The organism is Rathayibacter iranicus NCPPB 2253 = VKM Ac-1602 (genome assembly GCF_003149025.1).
In the GTDB taxonomy this organism is placed as follows: Bacteria; Actinomycetota; Actinomycetes; order Actinomycetales; family Microbacteriaceae; genus Rathayibacter; species Rathayibacter iranicus.
In genome coordinates, this window is sequence record NZ_QGDV01000002.1 from 241,243 (window position 1) to 264,870 (window position 23,628).

A 23,628-nucleotide genomic window follows, 5' to 3' on the forward strand; every position below is an offset into this window, starting at 1 on the left:
TTAGCGTCCCTTCCGTCGTCCGCGCTTGCCGTCGAAGTGCGGGTTCTCCCAGATCACTGTGCCGCCCTGGCCGAGCCCGACGCAGAGCGCGGTCAGGCCGTACTGCACATCGGGGTGCGCCTCGAACTGACGGGCGAGCTGGATCATCAGCCGCACTCCGGAGGATGCGAGCGGGTGGCCGATCGCAATCGCTCCGCCGTACTCATTGACCCGGGGGTCGTCGTCGTCCAGGCCGAAGTGGTCGAGGAAGGAGAGCACCTGCACGGCGAACGCCTCGTTCAGTTCGAAGAGCCCGATGTCCTTGATGCCCAGGCCCGCCTTGCGCAGCGCTTTCTCGGTGGAAGGGACGGGTCCGATTCCCATGATCTCGGGCTCCACCCCGGCGTACGCAAAGCTCACCATCCGCATCTTCGTACTTAGTCCGAGCTCCTTCGCCGCCTCGGCGCTGGCGAGGAGCGAGACGGTTGCCCCGTCGTTGAGTCCGGAGGAGTTGCCCGCGGTGACGCGGCCGTGGGGTCGGAACGGAGTGCGCAATCCCGCGAGGCCCGCAAGCGTCGTCTCGGGGCGCGGCGCCTCGTCCGTGGTCGCGAGGCCCCAGCCGGAGGCACTTCGTGTGGCGACCGGCACGAGGTCGGGCTGGATGTCGCCCGCGGCGTATGCGGCGGCGAGCTTCTGCTGGCTGCGCAGGGCGTAACGGTCGGAGCGCTCCTTGGTCAGGTGCGGAAAGCGGTCGTGGATCCGCTCGGCAGTGCGGCCCATGTTGAGAGCGTCTTCGCCGACCAGGCGCTCTGAGAGAAAGCGCGGGTTGGGGTCAGCGCCGAAGCCCATCGGATGGCGGCCCATGTGCTCGACTCCGCCCGCGAGGACGACGTCGTACGCGCCGAACGCGATGCCACCGGCCGTGGTGGTGACCGAGGTCATCGCTCCGGCGCACATCCGATCGATGGCAAAGCCCGGCACCGATTTCGGCAGACCGGCGAGGATCGCGGCGGTTCGTCCAAGGGTGAGGCCCTGGTCGCCCTGCTGGGTGGTCGCGGCGATGGCCACCTCGTCCACCCGCTCCTTCGGCAGAGCGCCGTTGCGCTCGAGTAGCCCGATCATCGCCTTGACGACGAGGTCGTCGGCTCTGGTTTGCCAGTACATACCCTTCTCGCCGGCACGCCCGAACGGAGTACGGACTCCGTCGACGAATACGACTTCGGATCTCTCGGCCACAATGCCTCCCAGGAACTCACGGTCGCCGTCGATCGTAGGAAACCGCACCGCGTAGCCGGAATCCTTTGCCGCTTCCTACGAAGGGCTTTCGGTGCCCTCGGCCGGCGCTTGGGCGGCTTCGACAAATGCGGTCGCAATCGAGCCGGACGTCGCTTCGATCTGCCAGGGTCTGGCTCCGGCGCGGGCAAGCTCCTCGGCGACCGTCGTCGCGTCGAGCGGCTCGGGCGGGTTCCACGCCAGGCGGCGCAGTAGCTCCGGCGTCAGCAGATTCTCCACGGGCATCGTCAGAAGTTCAGCAATCTCGGTCACGACGGCGCGACCGGCCTTGAGCCGGGCGTCAGCAGCCGGGTTGCGGTCGCCCCACGCGCGCGGCGGGGGGAGGGTGTCGACGGCGGGCCGAGTGGGGTTGGGCAGCTCCTCCGTCGCGACACCCCGTTCGATCGCTGCCCACCAGCGCTCTACCTCGCCGCGACTGGCTCGACCGGTAAAGTCGCGCCGACCCGAGAGTTGCCCCACGCTGGTGGGGATATTGCGAGCGACGGCGATGATCGAGGCATCCGGGATGAGTCGGCCGGGCGCGATGTCACGCTCGCGGGCAAAGGCGTCGCGAGCCAGCCAGAGTTCTCGCGCCACGGCGAGGGGCCGCTGGCCGCGGAGGGAATGCACTCCGGCGAGGCGTCGCCAGGGATCGGGCGGGATGACCTTCGGCGCGCGAGCCAGGGTCGCCTCGAACTCCTCGCGCACGATCCGGGTCTTCCGGGCCGCGACAAGCAGCTCCTCCATCCGATCACGCAGGTCGATCAGGAGTTCGACGTCCTTCGCGGCATAGACGAGCCAGCTCTGGGGGAGCGGCCGGGTGGACCAGTCGGCCGCCGAGTGTTCTTTCGCGAGGTGGACGCCCAGCAGATCTTCGACGACGGCGCCGAGACCCACCCGAGGCAGGCCCAGGAGCCGCGCCGCGAGCTCGGTGTCGAAGATGCGGACGGGATCGAGGCCGACCTCGCGCAGGCACGCAAGGTCCTGACTCGCGGCGTGTAGAACCCACTCCTCCTCGCCGATGACCGCCTGAAGCGCATCCATCCGGCCGATGGCGGGCGGGTCAAGGAGGAACGCGCCGGCACCACGCCGATAGACCTGGATCAGGTACGCGCGCTGCGAGTAGGTGAAGCCGGAAGCGCGCTCGGCGTCGACAGCAACCGGACCCTCGCCGGCGGCGAGGGCGTCGACCGCGGCGAGGAACTCGTCGGGTGTGGAGAGGACTCGGTAATCAGTCACGATTGTTCCGTCGAAGGGCGAGCGAGGTCACACCGTCGCCCGATACGGGCGGGAGACCCGCGAGCATGCACAACAGCTCCCCCCACCCTTCCACGTGTGCGGCAAGCTGCGCATCCTCTGGACTCCACGATGCACGGATCTCGATCTGCGCGCCGTCGCCCTGGGTGGCCAACTCGCCGAACCCGGTCGAGAGCACCTTCGTCGCGGTGCCGGAGGCGGCGGAGTATCGGGCGCCGCGCACCTCGAGCGCGTCGATCAGCCACGACCAGGCCACCTCGGCGAGGAAGGGATCCGTGCCGATCTCAACCTCGAGTGGAGCCTGGGCGAAGCAGACCACTCGGAAAGGGCCGCCCCACTGCTCGGGCTCCTCAGGGTCATACAGCAGGATGAAGCGGCCGGTGCCCAGTTCGGAGTCGCGGCCGTGGGCGTGCGGAGAGACGTCACCGGAGAGGGCGAAGGCCCAGGGAGCGAGTCCGGCGGGCGAAGCGATCTCGGACACGGTGAGTTCCTCGCGCGTCACGGCCGTGCGGATCGACTGCGTCGCGATCCGGAACTCCTCGGGTAGCTGGGACGACGCTGGGAATTCGGGCACGTCCGCAGACTAGGGTTTTGGCGCGCTTGTGGGCCGGAGGCACGCCGCGCAGCGCGCCGACCGCCAGCGTCCGAGAGTTCACGCGCGGCGGACATCAGTGCACACGGCTCCAGCGCGCGTAGGTAGAGCCGGAGTCGTCGACCGCGAGAAGCGCGAGGGCGAAGGCGTCGTCGATGACGGCGTCTCCGGTCGCGATCGGAAGCCCCGGCAGAACGACGCGAGGCGACGTCGTCAGGCAGAACTCATCGACGCGGCCGGAGGCAAGGAACTGGCCGGCGAGCGACGCGCCTCCCTCGCACACCACTCGATGCAGGCCGAGGTCGGCGAGAGCGCGCAGGACGGCGTCGACCGCGAGGCGGCCATCGGCGGAGGGGACCGCGACGACCTCGACTCCCACGGGCAGACCGGCGACCGCGCCGAGCGACTCCGGGACGAGGAGGAGGACCCGAGATCCTTCCTGCAGCTCGAGCCGGTGCCCAGCCAGGTTGCCCGACGCCGAGACAACAGCCAACGGCACCCGTCTGGGCACCCGATAGCCCTCGGCACGCACACTTGCCGCGCCTACAAGCACGACGTCCGCGTGCTCGCGGATCACGCCCAGGATCGTCCGGTCGACCCGGTTCGTGAGAGTCTCGCTCGTTCCGTCCGACCCGGTGCTCGATCCGGTGATGCTCGCGATCATGTTCAGCCGCACCCGTACGCCGTCGCTCGGGCGGTAGGCCTCGACGATCGCAGCACGGGCGCCCTCCTCGCCCACCCGGATCGGCGGGCCCGCCGGGACGAGCGGTTGCAGGATCATGTGGCGAGCAGGGCACGCACCTGCCGTTTGGTGCGGCCGAGAAGCGCGGTCATGCCGCGCAGGCGCAGCGGTGACACCGCCTCCGAGAGCCCGATGGTCTGCGGGAAATCGTCCGGTACGGCGAGCACCTGCTCGGGCGTGAGACCGTCGAGGCCCTGCGCGAGGATCGACGCGAAGCCGCGAGTCGTCGGCGCCTCGCGTGGGGCCGTCGCGTGCAGGTGAACCGCTCCGTCCTCGATATCGACGACGATGAACACCGGCGCCTGACACTCCTCGACTCGCTCGAAGAGGTCGGGATGATCGCGGTAGCGTTCGGGGAGTTCGGGGAGGTCATTCGAGAATTCGAGGAGGAGCTGGAGGCGCTCCGGCTTCTCGAGAGCGAGGAACTCGTCGCGGATGTCGCGGAGCGCATCGGAGAGCGCGGGCGTCGGGTCAGTCATCGAATCCAGTGTCTCATCGAGGAGTTGGTTTTCGGTGTCGCGCAGAAGGCCGAGGAGCCGGATCGCCCGCTGACAGACGACCGGGCCCCTCGCCCTCGGCGCTGCGTTCAGCGGGCGGCTGGGGCCTCTCCCGGTTCGGCGCCCTGGACGATCGGGACGCGCACGGCGCTGCCCCACTCGGTCCACGAACCGTCGTAGTTGCGCACACCTTCGAAGCCGAGCAGATGGGTCAGCACGAACCAGGTGTGGGCCGACCGCTCGCCGATGCGACAGTAGGCGATCACCGAGTCGCCGTCCTTCAAGCCCGCGCCCTCACGGTAGATGCCGTTCAGCTCATCGAGCGGACGGAAGGTGCCGTCGTCGGCCGCGGCCTTGCCCCAGGGCACGTTCTGGGCACTGGGGATGTGGCCGGCGCGGAGCGCGCCCTCCTCCGGGTAGGCCGGCGCGCTCGTGCGCTGGCCGGTGAACTCCTCGGGCGAGCGGACGTCGATCAACGGGTTGCCGAAGTGCGCAAGCACGTCGTCCTTGAAGGCGCGGATCTCGGCATCGCTGCGGTCGACAACCGGGTACTCGACGGTCGAGGGGGAGGAGGCGTCTGTCGTCGTGGGGCGCCCGTCGGCGATCCACTTATCGCGCCCGCCATCGAGGAGGCGAACGTCCTCGTGGCCGAAGAGGGTGAACACCCACAGGGCGTAGGCGGCCCACCAGTTGTTCTTGTCGCCATAGATCACGACGGTGGTGTCGCGGGCGATCCCCTTGCCCCCGACCAGCGCCGCGAACCCTGCGCCGTCGATGTAGTCGCGCTGCACGGGGTCGTTGAGGTCGGTGTGCCAGTCGATCTTGACGGAGCCGGGGATGTGACCGGTCTCGTAGAGCAGGACGTCCTCGTCGGACTCCACGACGACGAGACCGGGGGTGCCGAGACGGTGCTCGAGCCAGTCGGCGCTGACGAGTCGTTCTGGGTGCGCGTAGGAGGCGAACTTCGGCGACGGATCGGTTTCGACGGGCAAGAGAGAACCTCCAGGATGATGCGCGGAGCGCGGACGTGATTCCACGGCGGGCTACGCTGGAGCCCGCCCTCCTGCGACAGTACGCGTCCGCGGACGACGCCGCACGGAGGGCGCCGTAAGAGTTCGACGCCGAATCGGGTGAAGAACGAACCGGATCGACACCACACCGCGGCGGATCCGCACCCTTCGCCCTGATGCGAAGCGGACGCTGCCACTGAGCGCGCGGAGCCTCCAGCCAGCGCAGGATGCGAGACGCGAGTGAGCCCCGACGACGTCCGATCGACGAGCAGCCTGACCGTGCGGTCGCCGCAGATCAGTGGGCACGAGATCGCGTCGACGCTCGTGCCGCCACGCCAGTTCGAGGGCGCGACCTTCGAGAGCTACCGTCCTGATCCGGAGTATCCCTCCCAGGCCGAGGCAGTCGAGGTCCTGCGCGCCTTCGCTGCGGGCGGCAACTCGAAGGGCGGAGGCGGCTTCCTCGGCTTCGGACGCAGGAAAGCGCCGACCAGTAAACCCGGCGTGTACCTCGACGGAGGTTTCGGAGTCGGCAAGACGCACCTGCTCGCCGCCATCTGGCACGCCGTTCCAGGGCGCACCTACTTCGGCACCTTCATCGAGTACACGGCGCTCGTCGGTGCGCTCGGCTATGCGGCGACCGTCTCGTTGCTGAAAGGGTCCGCTCTGCTCTGTATTGACGAGTTCGAGCTGGACGATCCGGGCGACACGATGCTGATGACCCGCTTGCTCGGCGAGCTTGTCGCCTCCGGGACCCGCATTGCTGCCACCTCGAATACCCCGCCGAACGCCCTGGGCGAGGGTCGATTCGCCGCCGCCGACTTCCTTCGCGAGATCCAGTCGATGGCCGCGCACTTCGAAACGATGCGGATCGACGGCACCGACTACCGCCGCCGCGACATCGAGGGCCACGCCCTGGTGCGCACCGACGACGAGATCGACGCGCTCGTGGCCGCCGCCCCGTCCGGCTCCGTGATCACCGACGACTCCTTCGCCGCGGCCGTCGGCCATCTGGGTACCGTGCACCCCTCCCGCTACATCAAGGTGATCGACGGAGTGGACGCCATCGTGCTCCGCGGCGTCGAAGCGCTCACCGACCAGACCGATGCGCTGCGCTTGGTTGCCTTCATCGACCGGGTTTACGACGCGCAGATCCCCGTGCTCGCCTCAGGAACGCCACTGGACGACGTCTTCGGCGGCGACATGCTCAGCGGCGGTTACCGCAAGAAGTACCTCCGCTCAATGTCTCGTCTGATCGCGCTAACGTCGATGCCGCCCCGCGCCTAGGCGCGCCGCACTTCCACCCGAGGAGTCCGGGCCGTGCCGATCGACAACGCCCTGTAACGCGCTGTTTACCTGCGGGGCTCGTCCGTAACCTCCGCGAAACGTGCTGCCGCACGCGTTGAAACGTCCCGCCGCCAGACTGTCGGCTACCCGAGGTGACCCGACACCCACGTGTCTCGCACACGTACACCGACTTCGCATCCTCGCTCCGGGCTTTTCTCTGCACACTCACGAGAGGTTCACTTATGGATCAAGGCAATACCGCGTTCCTGCTCATCGCAGCCGCGCTGGTCCTGCTCATGACCCCCGGACTCGCCTTCTTTTATGGCGGTCTGGTCCGTGCGAAGAGCGTCATCAGCATGATGATGCTCAGCTTTGGAGCAATGGGACTCATCGGCGTCCTCTGGGTGCTCTACGGTTACGCGATCGCGTTCGGCAACGGTCCCGATGGAGCCGCCGGCTCCGACACCTTCGTCGGTATCGACGGCGTGCTAGGCATCGACACCGCTCAGATCGGCCTGCAGGGGGTGTACAACGACGCGCTCGGCGAGCAGTCGTCGGCCTATCCGACCCTCGCCTTCGCCGCCTTCCAGGCGACCTTCGCGATCATCACCGTCGCGCTGATCTCCGGCGCCATAGCCGACCGCGCCAAGTTTGGGGCCTGGCTGGTCTTTGCCGGAGTCTGGGCGACGGTCGTCTACTTCCCCGTCGCCTCCTGGGTCTTCAACTTCACCCTCGGTGATGATGGGACCGTCGTCGACGGTGGCTGGATCGCCTACGGTGTCGGTGCAATCGACTTCGCCGGCGGCACCGCCGTGCACATCAACGCGGGTGCCGCCGCTCTCGCCCTCGCCCTGGTGCTGGGCAAGCGCGTGAACTTCACCAAGGGCGCACACCAGCCGCACAATCCGCCGTTCGTCCTGCTCGGCGCAGGCCTGCTCTGGTTCGGCTGGTTCGGCTTCAACGCGGGGTCCGAACTCGCGGCAGACGGAATCGCGGCGATCGCGTTCCTGAACACCATCGCCGCGCCCGCTGCCGCGATCCTCGGCTGGCTTGTCGTCGAAAAGATCAGGGATGGCAAGCCCACGTCGATCGGAGCAGCGTCGGGCGCCGTGGCCGGCCTCGTCGCCATCACCCCGGCCTGCGCCAGCCTGTCGCCGTTCTGGGCCATCGTGCTCGGAGTCATCACCGGTGCGGTTTGCGCCCTTGCGATCGACCTCAAGTACCGCCTCGGCTATGACGACTCGCTCGATGTCGTCGGCGTGCACCTGGTGGGCGGTCTGATCGGAACGCTGTACATCGGCTTCTTTGGCACCGACGTTGGCCTGTTCCTCACCGGCGACGCCAGCCAGCTCGGCAAGCAGGCCCTCGCGGCCTTCACTGTCCTGATCTACTCCTTCGTGATGACCCTCCTGATCGGCTGGATCATCCAAAAGACCATGGGCTTCCGCGTGAAGAACGAAGACGAAATCGCGGGCATCGATACCGCGATCCACGGCGAGGCGGGCTACGTCCTGGCGGACTAATCCCTCTTGAGACTGCCCCCAGCGGGGTGTCGGCTCCCCGGAGTCGGCACCCCGCTGTCGTTCACGCGCCGTTCGCGCGGGGCGGACCGCATCCCGGCTAGGGTTCCGTGGTGCCCTCCTCACGCTCGGTCGTGTCCCTGCTCCTCCGACTCCTCGGGCGTACGAGCGCTCCCCGTCCCGACGCTGGCCCGCTCCCGCAGCGGCCATACCTGTCGACGACCGCACCAACGCCCGGCGCCAGCGGCGTGGGCCGCACGGTCGAGGTGGATCCGTCGAGACTGCGCGGCGTGCGCCTCACCTACGGCCCCACTCCCGACGGAGATCCCGACCCGGGCGAGGTCGTCTGGACCTGGGTTCCCTTCGAGGAAGACGACGGCCGCGGCAAGGACCGGCCGGTCCTGGTGCTCGCCGTCGAGAAAACGGGTTCGGTGCTCGCGGTGCGCCTGAGTTCGAAGGAACATGCGGACTACCTCGCGGTGGGCGCCGGCGCCTGGGATCCGGACGGACGCCCGAGCTGGGTCGACCCCGAGCGCGTCTTCCGTGTGCACCCCGCGGGGATGCGGCGAGAAGGTGCCGCCCTCGAGCGCTCACGATACGACGCCGTGGCGCGGGTGCTCACCGCCCGCTACGGCTGGCGCTGACGCAGATCCGGGGATCAGGCTGGGCTGATCCGCACGAAGTCCGCGTACTTCGCCGCACGACCGTCGCCTGATGAGGTGCCGGTGAGCCGACGGCGTAGCCAGGGCGCCACGTGCTGGCGGTAGTACTGCGCGGATCCACCGCGCGCTCGAATCGGCTGCCGCAGTATCGTCGCCGAGCAGGCCGGGGGAGTGAGCCCAAGCGAGCGGAGGACGCGGCCCGCAACGCGCTCATGCCCGTGGGGACCAAGATGCAATCGGTCCTCGGACCAGAGCGACGGATCCGCAAAGGCCGGGTCGTGCCAGTTGTCGGCGAGGACGACATCGCTCCGCTGCCCTATCCGGCGCACAACGGCGTCGGCCAGCGCGTTCCCCCTTCGTCGGATGAGGCGTCCCAGCGGTAACCGCGGCGACGGGTCGGCGCCGGCGAGTGCGATCAGCGTCACTCCCTCCTCGTTGCAGCGTTCGAGGACGCGAAGGTAGGCGTCGGCGATCCGCTCGATGTCGGCGCGCGGGCGGAGCATGTCGTTGCCTCCGCCGTTGAAGGAGAGGTGGGTCGGGCCGAGTGCAAGGGCGGGCTCGAGCTGTTCTGCGAGAATGGCGGCGATCAGGCGGCCGCGGATCGCGAGATTCGCGTACTCGATCTGCTCGCCAGTAGCGTCGGCCCAGCCCTGCGCGGCGAGATCGGCCCAACCGCGAGGCGTGCCGTCGGGAAACTCGTCGCCCACTCCCTCGGTGAAGGAGTCGCCGATCGCGACGTAGCGGACGGTCGTCATCGGTGAGATCCCCAGGAGCGCATCGAGGCACTGTACCGCTCCGGAGCAACGGTCATGTACGGCGCGGGAACAGGTGAACGGGCGCGAGCGTCTCCCCGGAGTTCCCGCGCGTCGGGACCGTGACGGGCGAAGGCTCGTGCGGGGCGCGACGCGGCGAGGCCCGGAACCATGCGGCGAGGGCAGGCGTGCGGTGATAGCGCCGGTGGTCGCGATCAAGCTCGGCGATGCTGCGGTAACCGGAGACACGGGCGATCTGATCGAGGCCACCGAGCGCGACCGGAGTGCTCGCCATCATCACGGCGGCGAGTTCGAGCCGCCGCAGCGCCAAGTGCTCGTCAAGGCTGAGACCGTAGAAGCGGCGGAACCGTATCCGGAGCAGGAGGACGCTGACCCGCAACTCGGCGGCAAGACCCAGCAGCGTGAATCGGCGGTCGGTGTAGCGCTCGTTGACGAGGGCCGCGGCGGCAATGGCGAGCACGTCGAGACGACGTCCGCGGCGGCGGGCAATGGCGGGGCGGAGGGGTGATACGGGGGCGCAGTGAAGAAGGGGCATAGGGAGGAGACCGGGTTGGGGCTCCATGATGACGCGGTGGCGCGAGATCCGTTTGCGGTGGCGGAGTTTCGGGACGGGAGGGGCCAACGTCGGGAGCGTCGTGCGCGGGCCGCGCCGACGCATTCGGATCGAACCGACTCCGAAGCCCACTCCATCTTGCGAGAAGGCTTCGCTCTCCGCCCCGTCTTTCGCGACAAGAGGGCGAGGGAATATCCGAACGATTCCTTTCCTCCTGAGTGACACTCGCGCCATTCAAGGATTACACTCCTTGGAAAGGCGTGGGAATACAGAAGTTCGAGCAGTAGAGCTGGATATCTGCACGCTTTCCCCTCTCTATTCGATAGGTGTCCCCACTATGGTCACAATCGGAAAGGTTCTGCGACGATGGATACCCACAAGAATGCCTTCTCCGTTCTCTCCCGACGTGCGATTCTCGCCGCCTCCGTCGCCGGCGCGGGAACTCTCGCCTTCGCGACTCCCGCATTAGCAGCGGGTGATCTGCGTGCGGTGCCGAAGCTTCCGGGAGAGGTCTCTCGCCTAGCGACCGCGACGTCGCGCACGGGAAAACGGCGCTACGAAGTCATTGACGTGGTTGTCGTGGGAGACCGGGCGCGGCTCTTCGTCCCGCACACGACTCCGCCCTCGAGAAACACCGGAACGACAATGCTGTGGTACTACCACGCGCGCAACGGCAGCCACACGGCGCTCTCCAGCGCCTTTGCCTACTCCGCCGACCTCGCCGTCGACCGTGGAATCGTCAGCATCTGCCCGACGTACGGCGGCAGCATCTGGACGAGCAAACGGGCGCTCGAGATCCAGGCCGCCGTGGCCGCCTGGGCGTCGTCGGTCTGGCGCATCGACGCGAGTCTGCTGCGCTCGGATTCCGGCGGAGGGCCGCTGCTCACCTGGGCCTACGGCACACGAATGCTGCCGAACATCCTCGGCGCCTACCTCAGCAACAGCTCATACGACCTCGAGGAGCGGGCGATGAGCGAACCGGACAAGGTCCTCCCGCACTACGCCGACCTCGCGGCGGTGGCAGCCGCGAACCCGGCTCGCCTGCCCCCGTCGGTGTGGCGGGGCGCGCGCCTGCGCATCACGGGATCCTCCGACGACGTGGTCGTCCCGTTCGCGAAGCACGGCATGGCCCTGCGCGCCGCCGCGCTTCCGGTCGCGAAGGAGGCGACCATCCGCATCCACGCGGGCGAGGGCACAGGGGGCCACACCGTTCCAAGTTTCACCAACAAGGAGATGCTCGAGACCTTCCAGCGCTGGCTCGCGGAGGGGCCGGTGCCGGGACCCGAGACACCGCCGACGCCGCTATCCGGCGCGGGAACCTACGAGAACGGGTCCGACACGATCGTGACGACCGGCATCTGGTCGACCCTGCACGCCTCGGCCGACAGCGGTGGGAGCATCGCACAGTCCAGCTCCGTCGGCGCCTCCGCGACCCTGACCTTCACCGGTACCAGCGTCAGCTGGATCAGCCGCTTGACCAGCTCCTCGGGCGTCAACGACGTTCAGCTCGACGGCGTCACGGTCGCCACCATCGACGGCTACAGCGCCACGGCCCGCTCCCGCCAGACCGTCTGGAGCAGCGGCCGGCTCCCCGCGGGGCCGCACACCGTCACGATCAGCCGCGGCGGCTCCCGGCACCCCGCCTCCACCGGATCGACCCTCATCCTCGACGCTTTCGTCGTCGGCGAGGTGACGTCACCGCCCGCCACAGCCGTACCAACCCCGATCGCCGAATGGTCCTTCACCGAGAGCAGGGCGCCGTTCGCATCGGCCATTGCAGGAGCCCCAGCACTGCGGCAGGGGACCGGCTCCGCGGCCCGCCGCGTCACGACTCCTTTCGGCGCGGGCATCGACCTCAACGGCAGTACCGATTATCTGACCGTACCGAGGACCGAGCTCGGCCCGCTCAATCTGGGCGCCTCGACCGGCGCCGTCACGGTCGCCGCCTGGGTGCTCACCTCCGATTCGAACAGCGCCTGCCTCGCCGGTGTCTGGGAGGAGTCGACAGTCGGGGCGTTGCGCTCCTACGCCCTGTTCAACAATCTCCCCCAGTACGGCGGGTGGGAGCGGGTGTGCATGCACGTCTCGAAACGTGGGGGACCGACGCCGGGCTACCCGTTCTCGCGTGACTACTCCGTCGAGCCGCGGCGCCTGAGTCGGGGCGTGTGGCAACTGCACGTTGGCACCTATGACGGAGCGGTGGCTGTGTCTTATCTTGACGGGACTGCCACGGCTTATCCGAGCTACACCGATGCGCTCGGGGCCACCTATGCCAAAAATCCCTACGTCTATCCAGACGGACTGAATGCTGCTCCTGGCGACTTCGTGGTCGGCGCGAACGGTCGTGACGGCGTGATGATTAACCAATACAGGGGGACTCTCGCGAGGGTGCGGGTCTGGGATCGCGCTCTGACCGCCGAACAGGTGAGGGAGCTGTACACCCTCGAAAAGGTGACCCTCTCGTGACCCTTTCGTGGATCGCGAGGTGCCTGAGAATGCTGCTGACCGACGGAGCGGAGAGCATTCTCGGGCACCTCAGGGGACAGGAGCGGAAAGAGGCGCGCAGAAGATGCGCCGCGCTCCGAGGCGCGAAGAGCTCGCCCGGCGGGTCGCGGAGTACCGCCCTACACTCGGACAATGCGACACGGAATCGTCATCCTCCCCCAGGACCCGTGGGTTAAGGCCCGACGCAGGTGGCAGTCGGCCGAGGGGCTGGGCTTCGACCACGCCTGGACCTACGACCACCTCTCCTGGCGTTCCCTCGCGGGGGAGCGGTGGCACGCGACCGTGCCCACCCTCACCGCAGCGGCACTGGTCACGACGACCCTGCGACTGGGCACCTTCGTCGCGTCGCCCAACTTCCGCCATCCCGTCCCCTTCGCGAAGGAGGTTGCGACTCTCGATGAGATATCCGCTGGGCGCGTGATTCTGGGCCTGGGTTCGGGCGGCACCGGCTTCGACTCCACGGTGCTCGGGCAGCGCGACTACACGCCGCGGGAGCGCCACGAACGCTTTTCCGAGTTCGTGACGGCTCTCGACGTACTGCTGCGCCACGAGGAGCCCGAATCCGGTGGCATCGACCTCGATGGCGACTGGTTCACCGCGCGCGGCGCCCGGATGGTGGGGGAGCCGGCTCAGCGGCCGCGCGTCCCCTTTGTCCTCGCCGCGAACGGACCAAAGGGACTGGCTCTCGTCGCTGAGCGTGCTCAGGGCTGGGTCACCACCGGCCCCACAGGAACGATGGGGGAGGAGTGGTGGAACGGCCTTGCCACGCTAGCCCGCCGCCTCGATCAAGCACTCGAGGTTGCCGGTCGCGACCCGCGCGACATCGAGCGCCATCTCTCCCTCGATTCCGGCGGCGAGTACTCCCTCGACAGCGTCGCTCGCTTCGAGGACATGGCCGGCCGTGCCGACCAGCTCGGCTTCACCGACGTCGTCTCACACTGGCCCCGCCGCGAGGGCATCTACGCGGGCGACGACGACGTCCTCTATGAGGTCGCCTCCCACTTCTGAACTCTCCACAACAGAATCGGAGACAGATGCCCAGTTGGCCGCACAATCGCCGTCCTTCGCTAAATTCGCCGACGCCTGGCAGGCACCGGCGAAGATCGTCTACTCCACCCGCATGTCGGCGCCCACGACCGCGCGCACGAGTATCCAACGCACGGTGAATCGCGCCGAAATGGAGGCCATGAAGTCCGCTGCCGGGGGTGATCTCCTGATCGGTGGCGCGGATCTCGCCGCCCAAGCCATCCAGGCCAGTGTGGTCGACGAGATACAGCTCTACCTTCTGCCGCTCACTGTCGGCGGAGGAAAACCGGGTCTGCCGACGACAACGCGCCTCGACCTCGAACTTCTCGAGCAATGTCAGTTCGGAAACGGCGTCGTCTTTCTCCGCTACGCGGTCCGCACACCGTTGCGGTCTTCCCTTTCCTCGACTCGCTGACGTCCGAGGCCTACAGTGGCTGCGACGTCGGTGCACACGTGACGAAAGTCCGATGCCGTCAAGCACCCTCTTCCGGCGAAAGGAAGACATGTCCTCGACCGCTTCACCGTCCGCGACCGCGAGTGTGAACACGACGAACCTCCGCACCTTCTGCCACATTCTCGTGAACACCGCGGTCGCGAATGTGACAACGAGTTTCCTGTGGTTCGCGTTGACGTTCTGGGTCTACCTCGAAACGCGGTCGGTACTCGCGACCGGCGTGATCGGCGGCGCGTACATGCTGCTCGTCGCGATCCTCGCGATGGCCTTCGGCACCATTGTGGACCGGCACCGCAAATACCAGGTGATGGTGTTCGCAGGCGCGGTCACCCTGGGCTCCTTCGGAGTCGCAGGAGGACTGTATCTCGCGCTTCCGGAGACGGCGCTACTCAATGTCGGCGGTCCCTGGTTTTGGGCGTTCTCCGGCATAATCCTGTTCGGCGCGGTCATCGAGAATATGCGCAATATCGCACTCTCCACGACGGTGACGCTGCTGGTTCCTGTGGCACGCCATGCCCAGGCAAACGGCCTGGTCGGCACCGTACAAGGGCTCGCGTTTGTGGTCACGAGTGTGTTCAGTGGACTGTCGATCGGCTTTCTCGGCATGGGGTGGACAATCCTGATCGCGATCAGCGCATCGGCCGCCGCCCTCCTGCACCTGGTCGTCCTGCGCATCCCTGAGGACAAGCCCGCATCGACAGGCGAGCGGACCCCGCTCATTGATCTGCGCGGCAGCATCACCGCGGTGCGGGCGGCGACTGGCCTGTTCGCGCTCATCATCTTCTCCACGTTCAACAATCTGATCGGCGGCGTCTACCTGGCGCTGATGGATCCATACGGGCTCGAACTGTTCCCGGTGGAACTGTGGGGGATTGTGCTCGGCGTCACCGCTACAGGCTTCATCGTCGGCGGGCTGCTGGTCGCCAGATACGGCCTCGGGACGAACCCGATCCGGACGATGCTGCTGCTCGTGATGGCGATGGGTCTCATCGGTGCAGTATTTACTCTGCGCGATTGGTGGTGGCTCTATGCCGGCGGCATCTGGATATATATGGCGCTGATCCCCGCGGTTGAGGCGGCCGAGCAGACGGTCATTCAGAAGGTCGTCCCGTTCGAGACCCAGGGACGAGTGTTCGGCTTCGCCGCAGCGTTCGAGTCAGCGGCGGCCCCGGTCACCGCATTCCTCATCGCTCCGATCGCCGAATTCGCTCTCATCCCGTACATGGAGTCGTCAGCCGGCCAGGCAGCCTACGGATGGCTGCTCGGCGACGGGGTCGGGCGCGGAATCGCCCTCGTGTTCCTCCTCGGCGGAATCGTCATGACGGTCGCAGCCGGAGCAGCGCTGTTCACGCGATCATTCCGAGTGATCTCAGCGGAGTACCTGCGAGGGCAGCCGTCGACGAACTCGAACTGACATAATGTGCATTATCGGATAACCGCCCAACCTGCCCAGGAGTCGTCACCCCACCGCGGTTGAACAGCATGACGGGGCGACGAGCACTCAGGCGAAGTCGGAAATGTCTCCGACCAGACGAGTGTTCTCGGCCGGGATCGGTTCGACCGCCGCCAGAGCGACCTCGGCCGCGAACTCCTGCACATTGTAGAGCTTTCCGGCCGATTCACGACGTGAACTGATTGCGCCTGGATTCGCGCGCTCGAGCAGCGTTGCCGTGATGGTGCCCTCGATCATGTCGCCCGAGACGACGACGAACTCGATTCCACGCTCGGCCAATTCGCCGATCCGCTCGCGCAGGGCATCTTCACCGGCGCGCTTAGAACGGGCGACCGGCTCGTACTCGGGCATGGTCGGCGTCGAACGGATGAAGTGGGCCTGATGACTCGTCACGAAGACGACGCGCGAGCCCTCGCGGAGCAGCGGCAGCGCCGCGTCCAGCGTCGCAACCTGGGAATCGCGGTTGAGGGCCATCGCGTAATCCGCTCCCCTATTGCTCTCCATGCCACCCGAGGCATTCAGAACGAGCACGTCGAGTCCGCCGTACTCCTGCTCAATGCGGGAGAACATCTCAGACCGAGACGCCGTCTCCGTGAGGTCAGCGCCGACGGCGATCGCGGTTCCGCCCGCCTCGATGATCTGGGCAACGAGCTTGTCGGCCCGCGGTGCCTTCGAGCGGTAATTGACGACAACGCGGGCACCGGCCTCGGCAAAGTAGCGGACCGTGTCGGCGCCGATACCTCGGGATGATCCGGTGACGAGGACACGCTTGCCATTGAGCGAGCCGGGAGCGAGGGGGTTGGACACGAGGAATCTCCTCCAGGATACCGGCGCTGAGCCGGATCGGGCACGGTGTCGGGCCGCAGCCCGACGGGAGAGTCTAGCAACCGCCCCGTGCCGCCCGCGTCGTCCGGCGTCCCGCCTTGGTCCTCCCAGCCCTCATTCGGGGGGCTTTGTTACCGTGGAAGCGCTCGGCGAAGCAAAGGAGCACTCAGCATGGACACTCTCACCCACTACGCGTGGGTCGTTTGGCTCGCGCTCATTCTGATCTTCGTCATCGTCGAGGTATTTACGCTCGAGTTCACATTCCTGATGCTCGCCGTGGGCAGTGTCGGTGGCCTTGTGAGTGGCGTCCTCGGTGCACCGTTCTGGATCCAGGTACCGGTCGCCGCGGTCGCCGCGGTCCTGCTGCTGTTCACGGTCCGACCATCACTGCTTCGCCTCCTGAAGCGTGGTGGCGATCCCACGCCAAGCGGAGCGGATGCGCTCCTCGGTCTCACCGGCAGCGTCGTGCTCGCCGGCCCCGGACCTGGTCAGGTGAAGCTTGCCAATGGCGAGACGTGGACCGTCCGTCTCTCCCCACTCGTCGAGAACCGCATTCTCAGCGTCGGCGAGAGAGTCGTCGTCACCGCCATCGAGGGCGCGACCGCGGTCGTCGTCCCCGCCGAAAGGAGCACCACGTGACACCGTCCGCACTCGTGCCGCTGATCATCGTCGCGATTATCGTCGTCCTCGTCTTAGTCGTTCTCTTCCGGGCGATCCGCATCATTCCGCAGGCGACAGCCGGAGTCGTTGAGCGCCTCGGGAAGTACCACAAGACACTCCTGCCCGGCCTGAACTTGGTCGTGCCGTTCGTCGACCGCGTTCGCCCCTTGATCGATTTGCGCGAGCAGGTCGTCTCCTTTCCGCCCCAGCCCGTCATCACCGAAGACAATCTGGTCGTCTCGATCGACACTGTCGTCTACTTCCAAGTAACGGATGCTCGCGCTGCGACCTATGAAATCGCGAACTACCTCGGGGCCGTCGAACAGTTGACCACGACGACCCTCCGCAACGTCGTCGGCGGCCTGAACCTCGAAGAAGCGCTGACGTCGCGCGACAACATCAATGGTCAGCTGCGCATCGTGCTCGATGAGGCCACTGGCAAGTGGGGCATCCGTGTCGGACGCGTCGAGCTCAAGGCGATCGACCCGCCGCTGTCCATCCAAGATTCGATGGAGAAGCAGATGCGCGCCGAACGCGATCGTCGCGCCGTGATCCTCACCGCGGAGGGGACCAAGCAGTCGCAGATCCTGAATGCGGAGGGACAACGCCAGGCAGCGATCCTCGCCGCGGAGGGACAGGCAAAGGCTGCGGTCCTGCGTGCCGAGGGTGAGGCGAAGGCCATCACCACGGTCTTCCAGGCGATCCATGAGGGTCGACCTGATAGTGAACTCCTGGCCTACCAGTATCTTCAGACACTCCCGAAAATCGCCGAGGGCAGCGCGAACAAGCTGTGGCTGATCCCGAGCGAGCTGACAGAGGCACTCAAGGGCATCGGCGGCGCTCTCGGCCAGCGGAGCCAGGGCGCACCGAGCGTCCGTCCGCAGGATTCCGCGCCCACTCCCCCGGCGCCGCACATCTGATGCTCGCCATTCTGCGGCGCGTGCATGCGTTCGGCTGCGAAATCCTCCACTGAATCGCGATATTCGCTACCGAGTCATGATTGTTCCGGAGCGGGTGGCGGCGTTTTTCGACCAGGTAGCGACGGCCGCAGGACAGGCCGAGGAAACGTCGCGTAGGCCGCCGCAGTCGCGGCTCGGCGCGACTGAGAAAAGTCTTCCTCGGACCGCCGAAAAGTGCCCCCGACCTGAGGATTCTCTGGCAAACGCCAGGACAGGAAGACCACCTTCAGGTACGACGTTGACACTGGGGAAGCACGGCGAGAGGAGACCACAATGGCAGATCGAAGCTTGCGAGGAATGCGGCTCGGATCACAGAGCCTGCAGAGCGAAGAAGGCGTCGTCTTCTCCCCGCGATCGACCTACGAATACCACTGCCCCGACTGCGGCCACGACACCGACATGGTGTTCTCGGCCGACGCGGAAGCACCGGAGACCTGGGAGTGCCGCTCCTGCGGTCACGAGGCCACTCTGATGGTGGATTCGAAGCCGGTCGTGGTGGATAAAGGAGAACAGAAAGCGCCCCGAACCCACTGGGACATGCTGCTCGAGCGCCGGACGCGCGCCGAATTGGAGGAGCTGCTCGAAGAGCGACTCGCCTATCTTCGCGCCCGTCGCGGCGAGCACAAGATTGGCGCCTAGCGCCGCTCTCCAGGTCGTCGCTGACAGGTGACGATGAGAAGGCCTCCGGGAAGATGCGAGTCGAAGGACTCCTATCGACTCAGGGGGCCTTCGTCATTTCCACTCCCCTCTCCTCTGCGAGCGGGGCAGCCTCGTACTCGTTGCAGGGATCTCCGATTCCCGCCTCGGTCAGCGGGGATGACGTTGCGGCTCGCGAGTCCTGAGGACGAACGAGATCGCTCCGACAAGACCGGCCGCAAAGAAGTACCAGCCTAGGTTTCGCGCCCACTCCAGCGCCGGGGTCATGGTGGAGGCAAGGGGAACGTCGTCCACCATGGCGCCGGGCTCAAACCAGGTCAGGGAGTCGATTGTCGAACCGTCCGGCCCGATGATCGCACTGGTCCCGACGGTCGAGATGTTGACGACGCTGCGTCCGGTTTCGATGGCCTTGAGACGCGCAATCGCTAGCTGCTGAACACTCTCGTCTGTCCGACCGAAGTCGGCGTTGTTGGTCTGCCCGAGGATGACCTGCGCTCCCTCGTCGACCATCGCGTTCGTCAGGGAATCGTCCGAGATATCGAAGCAGATTGCGATACCGGCAAGCACGCCGTTCACGTCGAAGACGTTCGGCCGCGTCCCCATCGAGTAGTCGCGGCTGACGAGGTCGACGAGGTCCGGAGCGAACATGCGCCAGAAGGCCCGATCCGGCATGTACTCGGCGAAGGGCACGGGGTGCACCTTGTCGTAGACCTGGGTCGCCCCCTCCCCTGCCTTCCAGAGCAACGAGCTGTTGTAAAAGACATCGTCGGAGGGGTTCGTGATTGTGCCGACGATGAATGGCACGTTCATGCTGCGGCTGAGGTAATCGAGCACAGCGGCCGACTGGGCGTTCTTCGTGGGGTCGATGTCAACGCCGTTCTCGGGCCACACCACCATGTCGACGGACTGATTGAGGATCGGTAGGGTCGCCGAGGTGTGGTCCTCGAGAATCTGGCCCCGATAGCTCTGCGAAAACAACCCGGCGTCGGAGTCGCCCTGCACAGCTGCGATGCGCGTCGTTCCCTCCGTCGGCGCCGGCCAGGCCGGGAACACCAGCGCGGCAACGGCAAAGCCGGCGACCGCGCTCACCCGGGCGGAGGCGGGCACCGAGACATCGCGCACGGCCTGCGCCAGCACGGCAGCCAGGAATGCGACCACGAAGCCGAGGCCGGCGAAACCGATCCAGGCCGCGAGGCCCGCGAGCGGACTCAGCGATTGTGAGATCGCCAGCCGGCCCCAGGCGAAGCCGCCATAGGGCCAGACGTTCGTGATCGTCTCGCGCCCGATCCACAGTGCAGCAAGCAGGGCGGGGATGCCGACCATTCGGCCGAGCGGGCCTGTCCAGACCCGGTGGCCCCGCGTGGAGACAACGGCCATGAGTCCCGCCGAGAGCGAGAAAAAGATCGCCTGGAGACCCGCGAGAGCCGCCCACGGAACGGGGCCGAGATAGAGGGTCAGCCACGAAATGTGCATAGCCCAGAAGACACCGCCGCCGACCAAGCCGACGAGGGCGCCACTCCACAAACCACGCCCGGCGAGGGCGAACAGGATCGTCGCGGCGCCGACAATCGCGAGCGGCCAAACGTCGGAGTCAGGGAAACCGCGGTCGAGCATGGCACCACCGAACGCGGCGAGGGGCAGCGCAACCCACAACGGAACTGTCCGCCCGCTGGATGGAGGAGGGAGCGGCCTCATGCGACCGTCGAGTACGCGACGATGCCACGGCGCACCAGATCGAGCGCCGTCCTGGCGGCCCGACCGACCTTGCCCTCGGCGACCACCGAGAGCTGGTCGAGCAGGTCGATGGTCTGCTTGGCCCAGCGCACGAAGTCACCGGCAGCCATGTCGGACTCGCGCAGCACAGTATCGAGCGGCATACCCTTCGCCCACATGTTCATCGCGAGCGCGAGACTGGTCGAGATCGGGTTGCTGCCCGGCAGCCGGTGCTCGCGCTCCACGTCGTCGAGGCGGGCCCAGAGCAGCTGCGTCTTCTCGAGCGCCTCGGGGAATGTTCCGCGAGGGAGGAATTGCTCGCCGAGCGTCCCCTCTTCACGGCGCGGCTCGAAGACGAGGCAGCAGGCCATTGCGGCGAGGCCTGCCGGGTCGAGTTCCGTCCAGGCCTGCTTGCGGAGGCACTCGGCAACCAGCAGGTCACGCTCGCCGTAGATCCGGCGCAGGGTCCGCCCGTTCGGCGTCAGCGAGAACTCGCCGACGTCATCGCGCCGGAAGTACCCCAGCTCGATCAGTACGTCGGTGATGCGGTCGAAGAGGCGGGCGACCGCTCCAGTGCGCGAGCGGATCTGACGCTCGATCTCGTCGGTCTCGCGTCGCAGCTTCCACCAGCGCTCAGCCCAGCGAGCGTGCTCCTCCCGATCGGAGCACGCGTGGCACGGGTGCGCCTTCATCCGTCGACGGAGACTCGTCAGCTGTGCCTGGCGCTTCTCGCGCTCGGAGTGCGAGGCCGATTCGCCCCGCACCGCTCCCCGGCGCTCAAGGTCGCCGATTTCTCGTCTAATCGCGGCGTACTGTTCGAAGTCGCCGAGGTGGCACTGCAGAGCGGTGACGTAGCCCTCAAGCGACTCCTCCTGCTGCCGGACCCTGCGCGCGAGATCGACAACGGAGCGGTCGGCCTGGAACTGCGCGAAGGACGACTCGAGGATCTCGCGCGTGTGCGCGCGGCCGAACTGCTCGATCAGGTTCGCCGCCATGTTGTAGCTGGGCCGGAAGCTCGAATTCAACGGGTAGGTACGACGGGACGCGAGTGAGGCGACGGCCTGCGGGTCCATCCCTCCGCGCCACTGGATCACGGAGTGGCCCTCGACGTCGATACCGCGCCGCCCTGCCCGGCCGGTCAGCTGCGTGTACTCCCCCGGCGTGATCGGCACGCGGGCCTCGCCGTTGAACTTCTCGAGCTTCTCGAGCACGACGGTACGGGCCGGCATGTTGATGCCCAGCGCGAGAGTCTCAGTGGCGAAGACCACGCGAACCAGCCGACGGAGGAACAACTCCTCGACCACTTCCTTGAACGCGGGAAGCATGCCCGCGTGGTGGGCGGCGACGCCTCGTTGAAGGCCATCGAGCCACTCCCAGTAGCCAAGGACGGCAAGGTCCTCGTCGCGGATCGTCCGGCAGCGTTCCTCGACGATGGCGCGGATTTCATCACGCTCGTGTCGTTCCGTCAGCCGTACGCCCGAACGGAGTACCTGGCGGACGGCCTGATCGCAGCCCGCGCGGCTGAAGACGAAGAAGATGGCCGGGAGAAGGTTCTTTCCTCGAAGGATGTCGACGACGTCCGAACGCAGAACGAGGTCCTCTGTCCGCGCCTCGGGGTAGCGTCCACGCCCGCCGCGACCACCAGCACGGCCGCCGCGCGCGCCGCGCTCGACGCGGGAGCCCCCCTGCGCCATTCGGGCGAGCTCGGGATTCACGCGGTTTGTGGCGGCGCGACCGGACGAATCGAAGAGGTCGACCAGCTTGCCGCCGACGAGCACATGTTGATCGAGTGGGACGGGCCGCTCCTCCGAGACGACCACCTCGGTCTCGCCGCGTACCGTCTGGAGCCAGTCACCGAACTCCTCGGCGTTTGACACCGTCGCACTCAGCGAGACCAGCCGCACCCGTTGCGGAAGGTGAATGATGACCTCCTCCCACACGGCGCCACGGAAGCGGTCGGCGAGGTAGTGCACCTCATCCATCACCACATAGGCGAGATCGCGCAGTAGATCGGAGTCGGCGTAGAGCATGTTGCGCAATACCTCGGTCGTCATCACGACGACCCGGGCCCGAGCGTTGACGTTCGAGTCGCCCGTAAGTAGCCCGACCTCGGATGCTCCGTAGGCCCCTACGAACTCCTGGAACTTCTGGTTGCTGAGCGCCTTCATCGGCGTCGTGTAAAAGACCTTCGCCGTCGGATCCTGCAGTGCCAGGTGAATCGCGTACTCGGCAACGGCCGTCTTTCCTGCGCCCGTCGGGGCTGCAACGAGGACACTGCGGCCGTCATCGAGAGCGCTGCACGCCTCGTACTGGAAGGGATCAAGGTCGAATGCGAGAGTCGAGCGAAACGCCTCTACCCTCGCATGGCCCTGACGGGTGCGGAACGCTGCGAAGCGTTCCGCGGGCGACAGATCGGTCACGCGGGCAGGTCGGAGGGGCTGCCGTCGAACACCAGCTGACGCTTGGCGACACGCCGATCATGCAGGATTGCGATCCCGCAGGCGAGGAAGAACAGGAAGATGATCGGGATCGCCAGCAGGAACATCGAGATCGGGTCGGCAGCCGGAGTGGCCACCGCTGTAAATAGCACGATAGCCATAATCGCGAGGCGCCAGGACTTGAGGATCAGCATCCCGGACAGGACGCCGAGGAAGTTGAGCAGCACCAAGAAAACCGGCAGCACGAAGGCGATGCCGACGACCAGGACGAGCTTGAGCACGAACTCGTAGTAGATCTTGGCGTCGAGGAAGCTCGCCGCATCACTCCCCGTAAAACTCGTCAGCAGCTCGACGATGTGCGGGAAGACGAACCAACCGGCCGCGCAGCCCGCAAAAAACAGCGGAATCGCCGTCAGAATGAATCCGAGGCCGTACTTCATCTCTTTGCGAGTGAGCCCGGGCACGAGGAATGCCCAAATCTGGTAAAGCCAGACAGGACTGGCGAGTACGAGGCCGACGGTCAGCGCGATTTGCAGGCGCAGGTCAAAGGCACCGGCGATCGTCGGAAAGTTGAGGATCGCATCCTTACCCTGGCTGGCGGCGACCTCGGAAATAGGTGCTTTCAATGACTCGAAGACCCACTCCGAGACGAACCAGCCAGCGATACACGCGATAACAATCGCGATCGCCGACTTAAAAAGCCTGTTGCGAAGTTCGATCAGATGAGACCCGAGCGACATGCGCCCATCGGGATTCTTCGACCGCTTCGTCCGTGGCTTCTTTGATGCCACAGACGT

The 23,628-nt window shown here is 66.8% G+C and carries 22 protein-coding genes; 10 read left to right on the forward strand and 12 right to left on the reverse strand.

The annotated features are described in order from the left end of the window. The 6 genes from B0H03_RS03635 to B0H03_RS03660 all read right to left on the reverse strand — a co-directional run bounded on the left by B0H03_RS03635 (nucleotide 1) and on the right by B0H03_RS03660 (nucleotide 5,331). Nucleotides 1-1,215 carry a thiolase family protein gene (locus B0H03_RS03635; RefSeq protein ID WP_104264796.1) on the reverse strand — a complete coding sequence of 405 codons (1,215 nt, stop codon included), beginning with the start codon at nucleotides 1,213-1,215 and terminating at the stop codon, nucleotides 1-3. Nucleotides 1,216-1,290: 75 nt separating this feature from the next. Then, nucleotides 1,291-2,490: a ribonuclease D gene (locus tag B0H03_RS03640; RefSeq protein ID WP_104264797.1), complete on the reverse strand. Its 1,200-nt coding sequence runs from the start codon at nucleotides 2,488-2,490 to the stop codon at nucleotides 1,291-1,293. After that, complete coding sequence (locus B0H03_RS03645) at nucleotides 2,483-3,082, reverse strand: DUF3000 domain-containing protein (protein ID WP_104264798.1); 600 nt, start codon at nucleotides 3,080-3,082, stop codon at nucleotides 2,483-2,485. Before B0H03_RS03645 ends, B0H03_RS03640 begins: the two co-directional genes overlap by 8 nt. A 94-nt stretch (nucleotides 3,083-3,176) precedes the next feature. Beyond that, on the reverse strand, nucleotides 3,177-3,881 hold the full coding sequence (locus B0H03_RS03650; protein ID WP_104264799.1) for a dihydrofolate reductase family protein: 705 nt from the start codon (nucleotides 3,879-3,881) through the stop codon (nucleotides 3,177-3,179). Continuing rightward, a complete protein-coding gene (locus B0H03_RS03655; protein WP_104264800.1) occupies nucleotides 3,878-4,321 on the reverse strand; it encodes a SufE family protein in 444 nt (147 codons plus the stop codon). Before B0H03_RS03655 ends, B0H03_RS03650 begins: the two co-directional genes overlap by 4 nt. Nucleotides 4,322-4,428: 107 nt before the next feature. Next, entirely contained in the window at nucleotides 4,429-5,331 is a 903-nt protein-coding gene (locus B0H03_RS03660) for a sulfurtransferase (RefSeq protein WP_104264801.1), read from the reverse strand. A 258-nt stretch (nucleotides 5,332-5,589) separates the two neighbouring features. Between B0H03_RS03660 and zapE the strand changes: the two genes are divergently transcribed. The 3 genes from zapE (at nucleotide 5,590) to B0H03_RS03675 (ending at nucleotide 8,797) form a co-directional block, all read left to right on the forward strand. Then, nucleotides 5,590-6,633 (forward strand): cell division protein ZapE, encoded by a 1,044-nt coding sequence (gene zapE / locus B0H03_RS03665; protein ID WP_104264802.1) that lies wholly within the window; start codon nucleotides 5,590-5,592, stop codon nucleotides 6,631-6,633. A 242-nt stretch (nucleotides 6,634-6,875) separates the two neighbouring features. Then, nucleotides 6,876-8,156: an ammonium transporter gene (locus B0H03_RS03670; protein WP_104264803.1), complete on the forward strand. Its 1,281-nt coding sequence runs from the start codon at nucleotides 6,876-6,878 to the stop codon at nucleotides 8,154-8,156. Nucleotides 8,157-8,266: 110 nt separating this feature from the next. Then, nucleotides 8,267-8,797 (forward strand): type II toxin-antitoxin system PemK/MazF family toxin, encoded by a 531-nt coding sequence (locus B0H03_RS03675; protein WP_165827972.1) that lies wholly within the window; start codon nucleotides 8,267-8,269, stop codon nucleotides 8,795-8,797. 14 nt (nucleotides 8,798-8,811) lie between these two features. Here B0H03_RS03675 and B0H03_RS03680 read toward each other — a convergent pair whose 3' ends face one another. Together B0H03_RS03680 and B0H03_RS03685 are read right to left on the reverse strand one after the other, a co-directional pair. Further along, on the reverse strand, nucleotides 8,812-9,570 hold the full coding sequence (locus B0H03_RS03680; RefSeq protein ID WP_104264804.1) for an SGNH/GDSL hydrolase family protein: 759 nt from the start codon (nucleotides 9,568-9,570) through the stop codon (nucleotides 8,812-8,814). 52 nt (nucleotides 9,571-9,622) lie between these two features. Further along, on the reverse strand, nucleotides 9,623-10,048 hold the full coding sequence (locus tag B0H03_RS03685; protein WP_104264805.1) for a helix-turn-helix transcriptional regulator: 426 nt from the start codon (nucleotides 10,046-10,048) through the stop codon (nucleotides 9,623-9,625). A gap of 459 nt (nucleotides 10,049-10,507) precedes the next feature. On the opposite strand from B0H03_RS03685, the gene B0H03_RS03690 reads away from it, so the two are divergent. The 4 genes from B0H03_RS03690 (at nucleotide 10,508) to B0H03_RS03705 (ending at nucleotide 15,540) form a co-directional block, all read left to right on the forward strand. After that, entirely contained in the window at nucleotides 10,508-12,607 is a 2,100-nt protein-coding gene (locus B0H03_RS03690; protein ID WP_104264809.1) for a LamG-like jellyroll fold domain-containing protein, read from the forward strand. A gap of 171 nt (nucleotides 12,608-12,778) precedes the next feature. After that, entirely contained in the window at nucleotides 12,779-13,654 is an 876-nt protein-coding gene (locus B0H03_RS03695; protein ID WP_104264810.1) for an LLM class flavin-dependent oxidoreductase, read from the forward strand. 34 nt (nucleotides 13,655-13,688) lie between these two features. After that, nucleotides 13,689-14,087 carry a dihydrofolate reductase family protein gene (locus B0H03_RS03700; RefSeq protein WP_160487315.1) on the forward strand — a complete coding sequence of 133 codons (399 nt, stop codon included), beginning with the start codon at nucleotides 13,689-13,691 and terminating at the stop codon, nucleotides 14,085-14,087. An 88-nt stretch (nucleotides 14,088-14,175) separates the two neighbouring features. Beyond that, nucleotides 14,176-15,540: an MFS transporter gene (locus B0H03_RS03705; protein WP_104264812.1), complete on the forward strand. Its 1,365-nt coding sequence runs from the start codon at nucleotides 14,176-14,178 to the stop codon at nucleotides 15,538-15,540. An 87-nt stretch (nucleotides 15,541-15,627) separates the two neighbouring features. Here the strand turns inward: B0H03_RS03705 and B0H03_RS03710 are convergent, their stop codons facing one another. Further along, a complete protein-coding gene (locus B0H03_RS03710; RefSeq protein ID WP_104264813.1) occupies nucleotides 15,628-16,386 on the reverse strand; it encodes an SDR family oxidoreductase in 759 nt (252 codons plus the stop codon). A 189-nt stretch (nucleotides 16,387-16,575) separates the two neighbouring features. Here B0H03_RS03710 and B0H03_RS03715 point away from each other — a divergent pair, with 189 nt between their 5' ends. From B0H03_RS03715 to B0H03_RS03725, 3 genes are all read left to right on the forward strand, one after another. Then, a complete protein-coding gene (locus B0H03_RS03715) occupies nucleotides 16,576-17,043 on the forward strand; it encodes an NfeD family protein (RefSeq protein WP_104264814.1) in 468 nt (155 codons plus the stop codon). Beyond that, complete coding sequence (locus B0H03_RS03720; RefSeq protein ID WP_104264815.1) at nucleotides 17,040-17,984, forward strand: SPFH domain-containing protein; 945 nt, start codon at nucleotides 17,040-17,042, stop codon at nucleotides 17,982-17,984. Before B0H03_RS03715 ends, B0H03_RS03720 begins: the two co-directional genes overlap by 4 nt. 312 nt (nucleotides 17,985-18,296) lie before the next feature. Next, complete coding sequence (locus tag B0H03_RS03725) at nucleotides 18,297-18,662, forward strand: RNA polymerase-binding protein RbpA (RefSeq protein WP_104264816.1); 366 nt, start codon at nucleotides 18,297-18,299, stop codon at nucleotides 18,660-18,662. A 168-nt stretch (nucleotides 18,663-18,830) separates the two neighbouring features. Here the strand turns inward: B0H03_RS03725 and lnt are convergent, their stop codons facing one another. The 3 genes from lnt to tatC all read right to left on the reverse strand — a co-directional run bounded on the left by lnt (nucleotide 18,831) and on the right by tatC (nucleotide 23,571). Then, a complete protein-coding gene (gene lnt / locus B0H03_RS03730) occupies nucleotides 18,831-20,294 on the reverse strand; it encodes an apolipoprotein N-acyltransferase (RefSeq protein WP_160487316.1) in 1,464 nt (487 codons plus the stop codon). A gap of 77 nt (nucleotides 20,295-20,371) precedes the next feature. Beyond that, on the reverse strand, nucleotides 20,372-22,813 hold the full coding sequence (locus tag B0H03_RS03735; protein ID WP_104264818.1) for a DEAD/DEAH box helicase: 2,442 nt from the start codon (nucleotides 22,811-22,813) through the stop codon (nucleotides 20,372-20,374). After that, entirely contained in the window at nucleotides 22,810-23,571 is a 762-nt protein-coding gene (gene tatC / locus B0H03_RS03740) for a twin-arginine translocase subunit TatC (RefSeq protein WP_104264819.1), read from the reverse strand. The genes B0H03_RS03735 and tatC overlap by 4 nt, the downstream gene beginning before the upstream one ends. Between the last annotated feature and the right edge of the window lie 57 nt (nucleotides 23,572-23,628).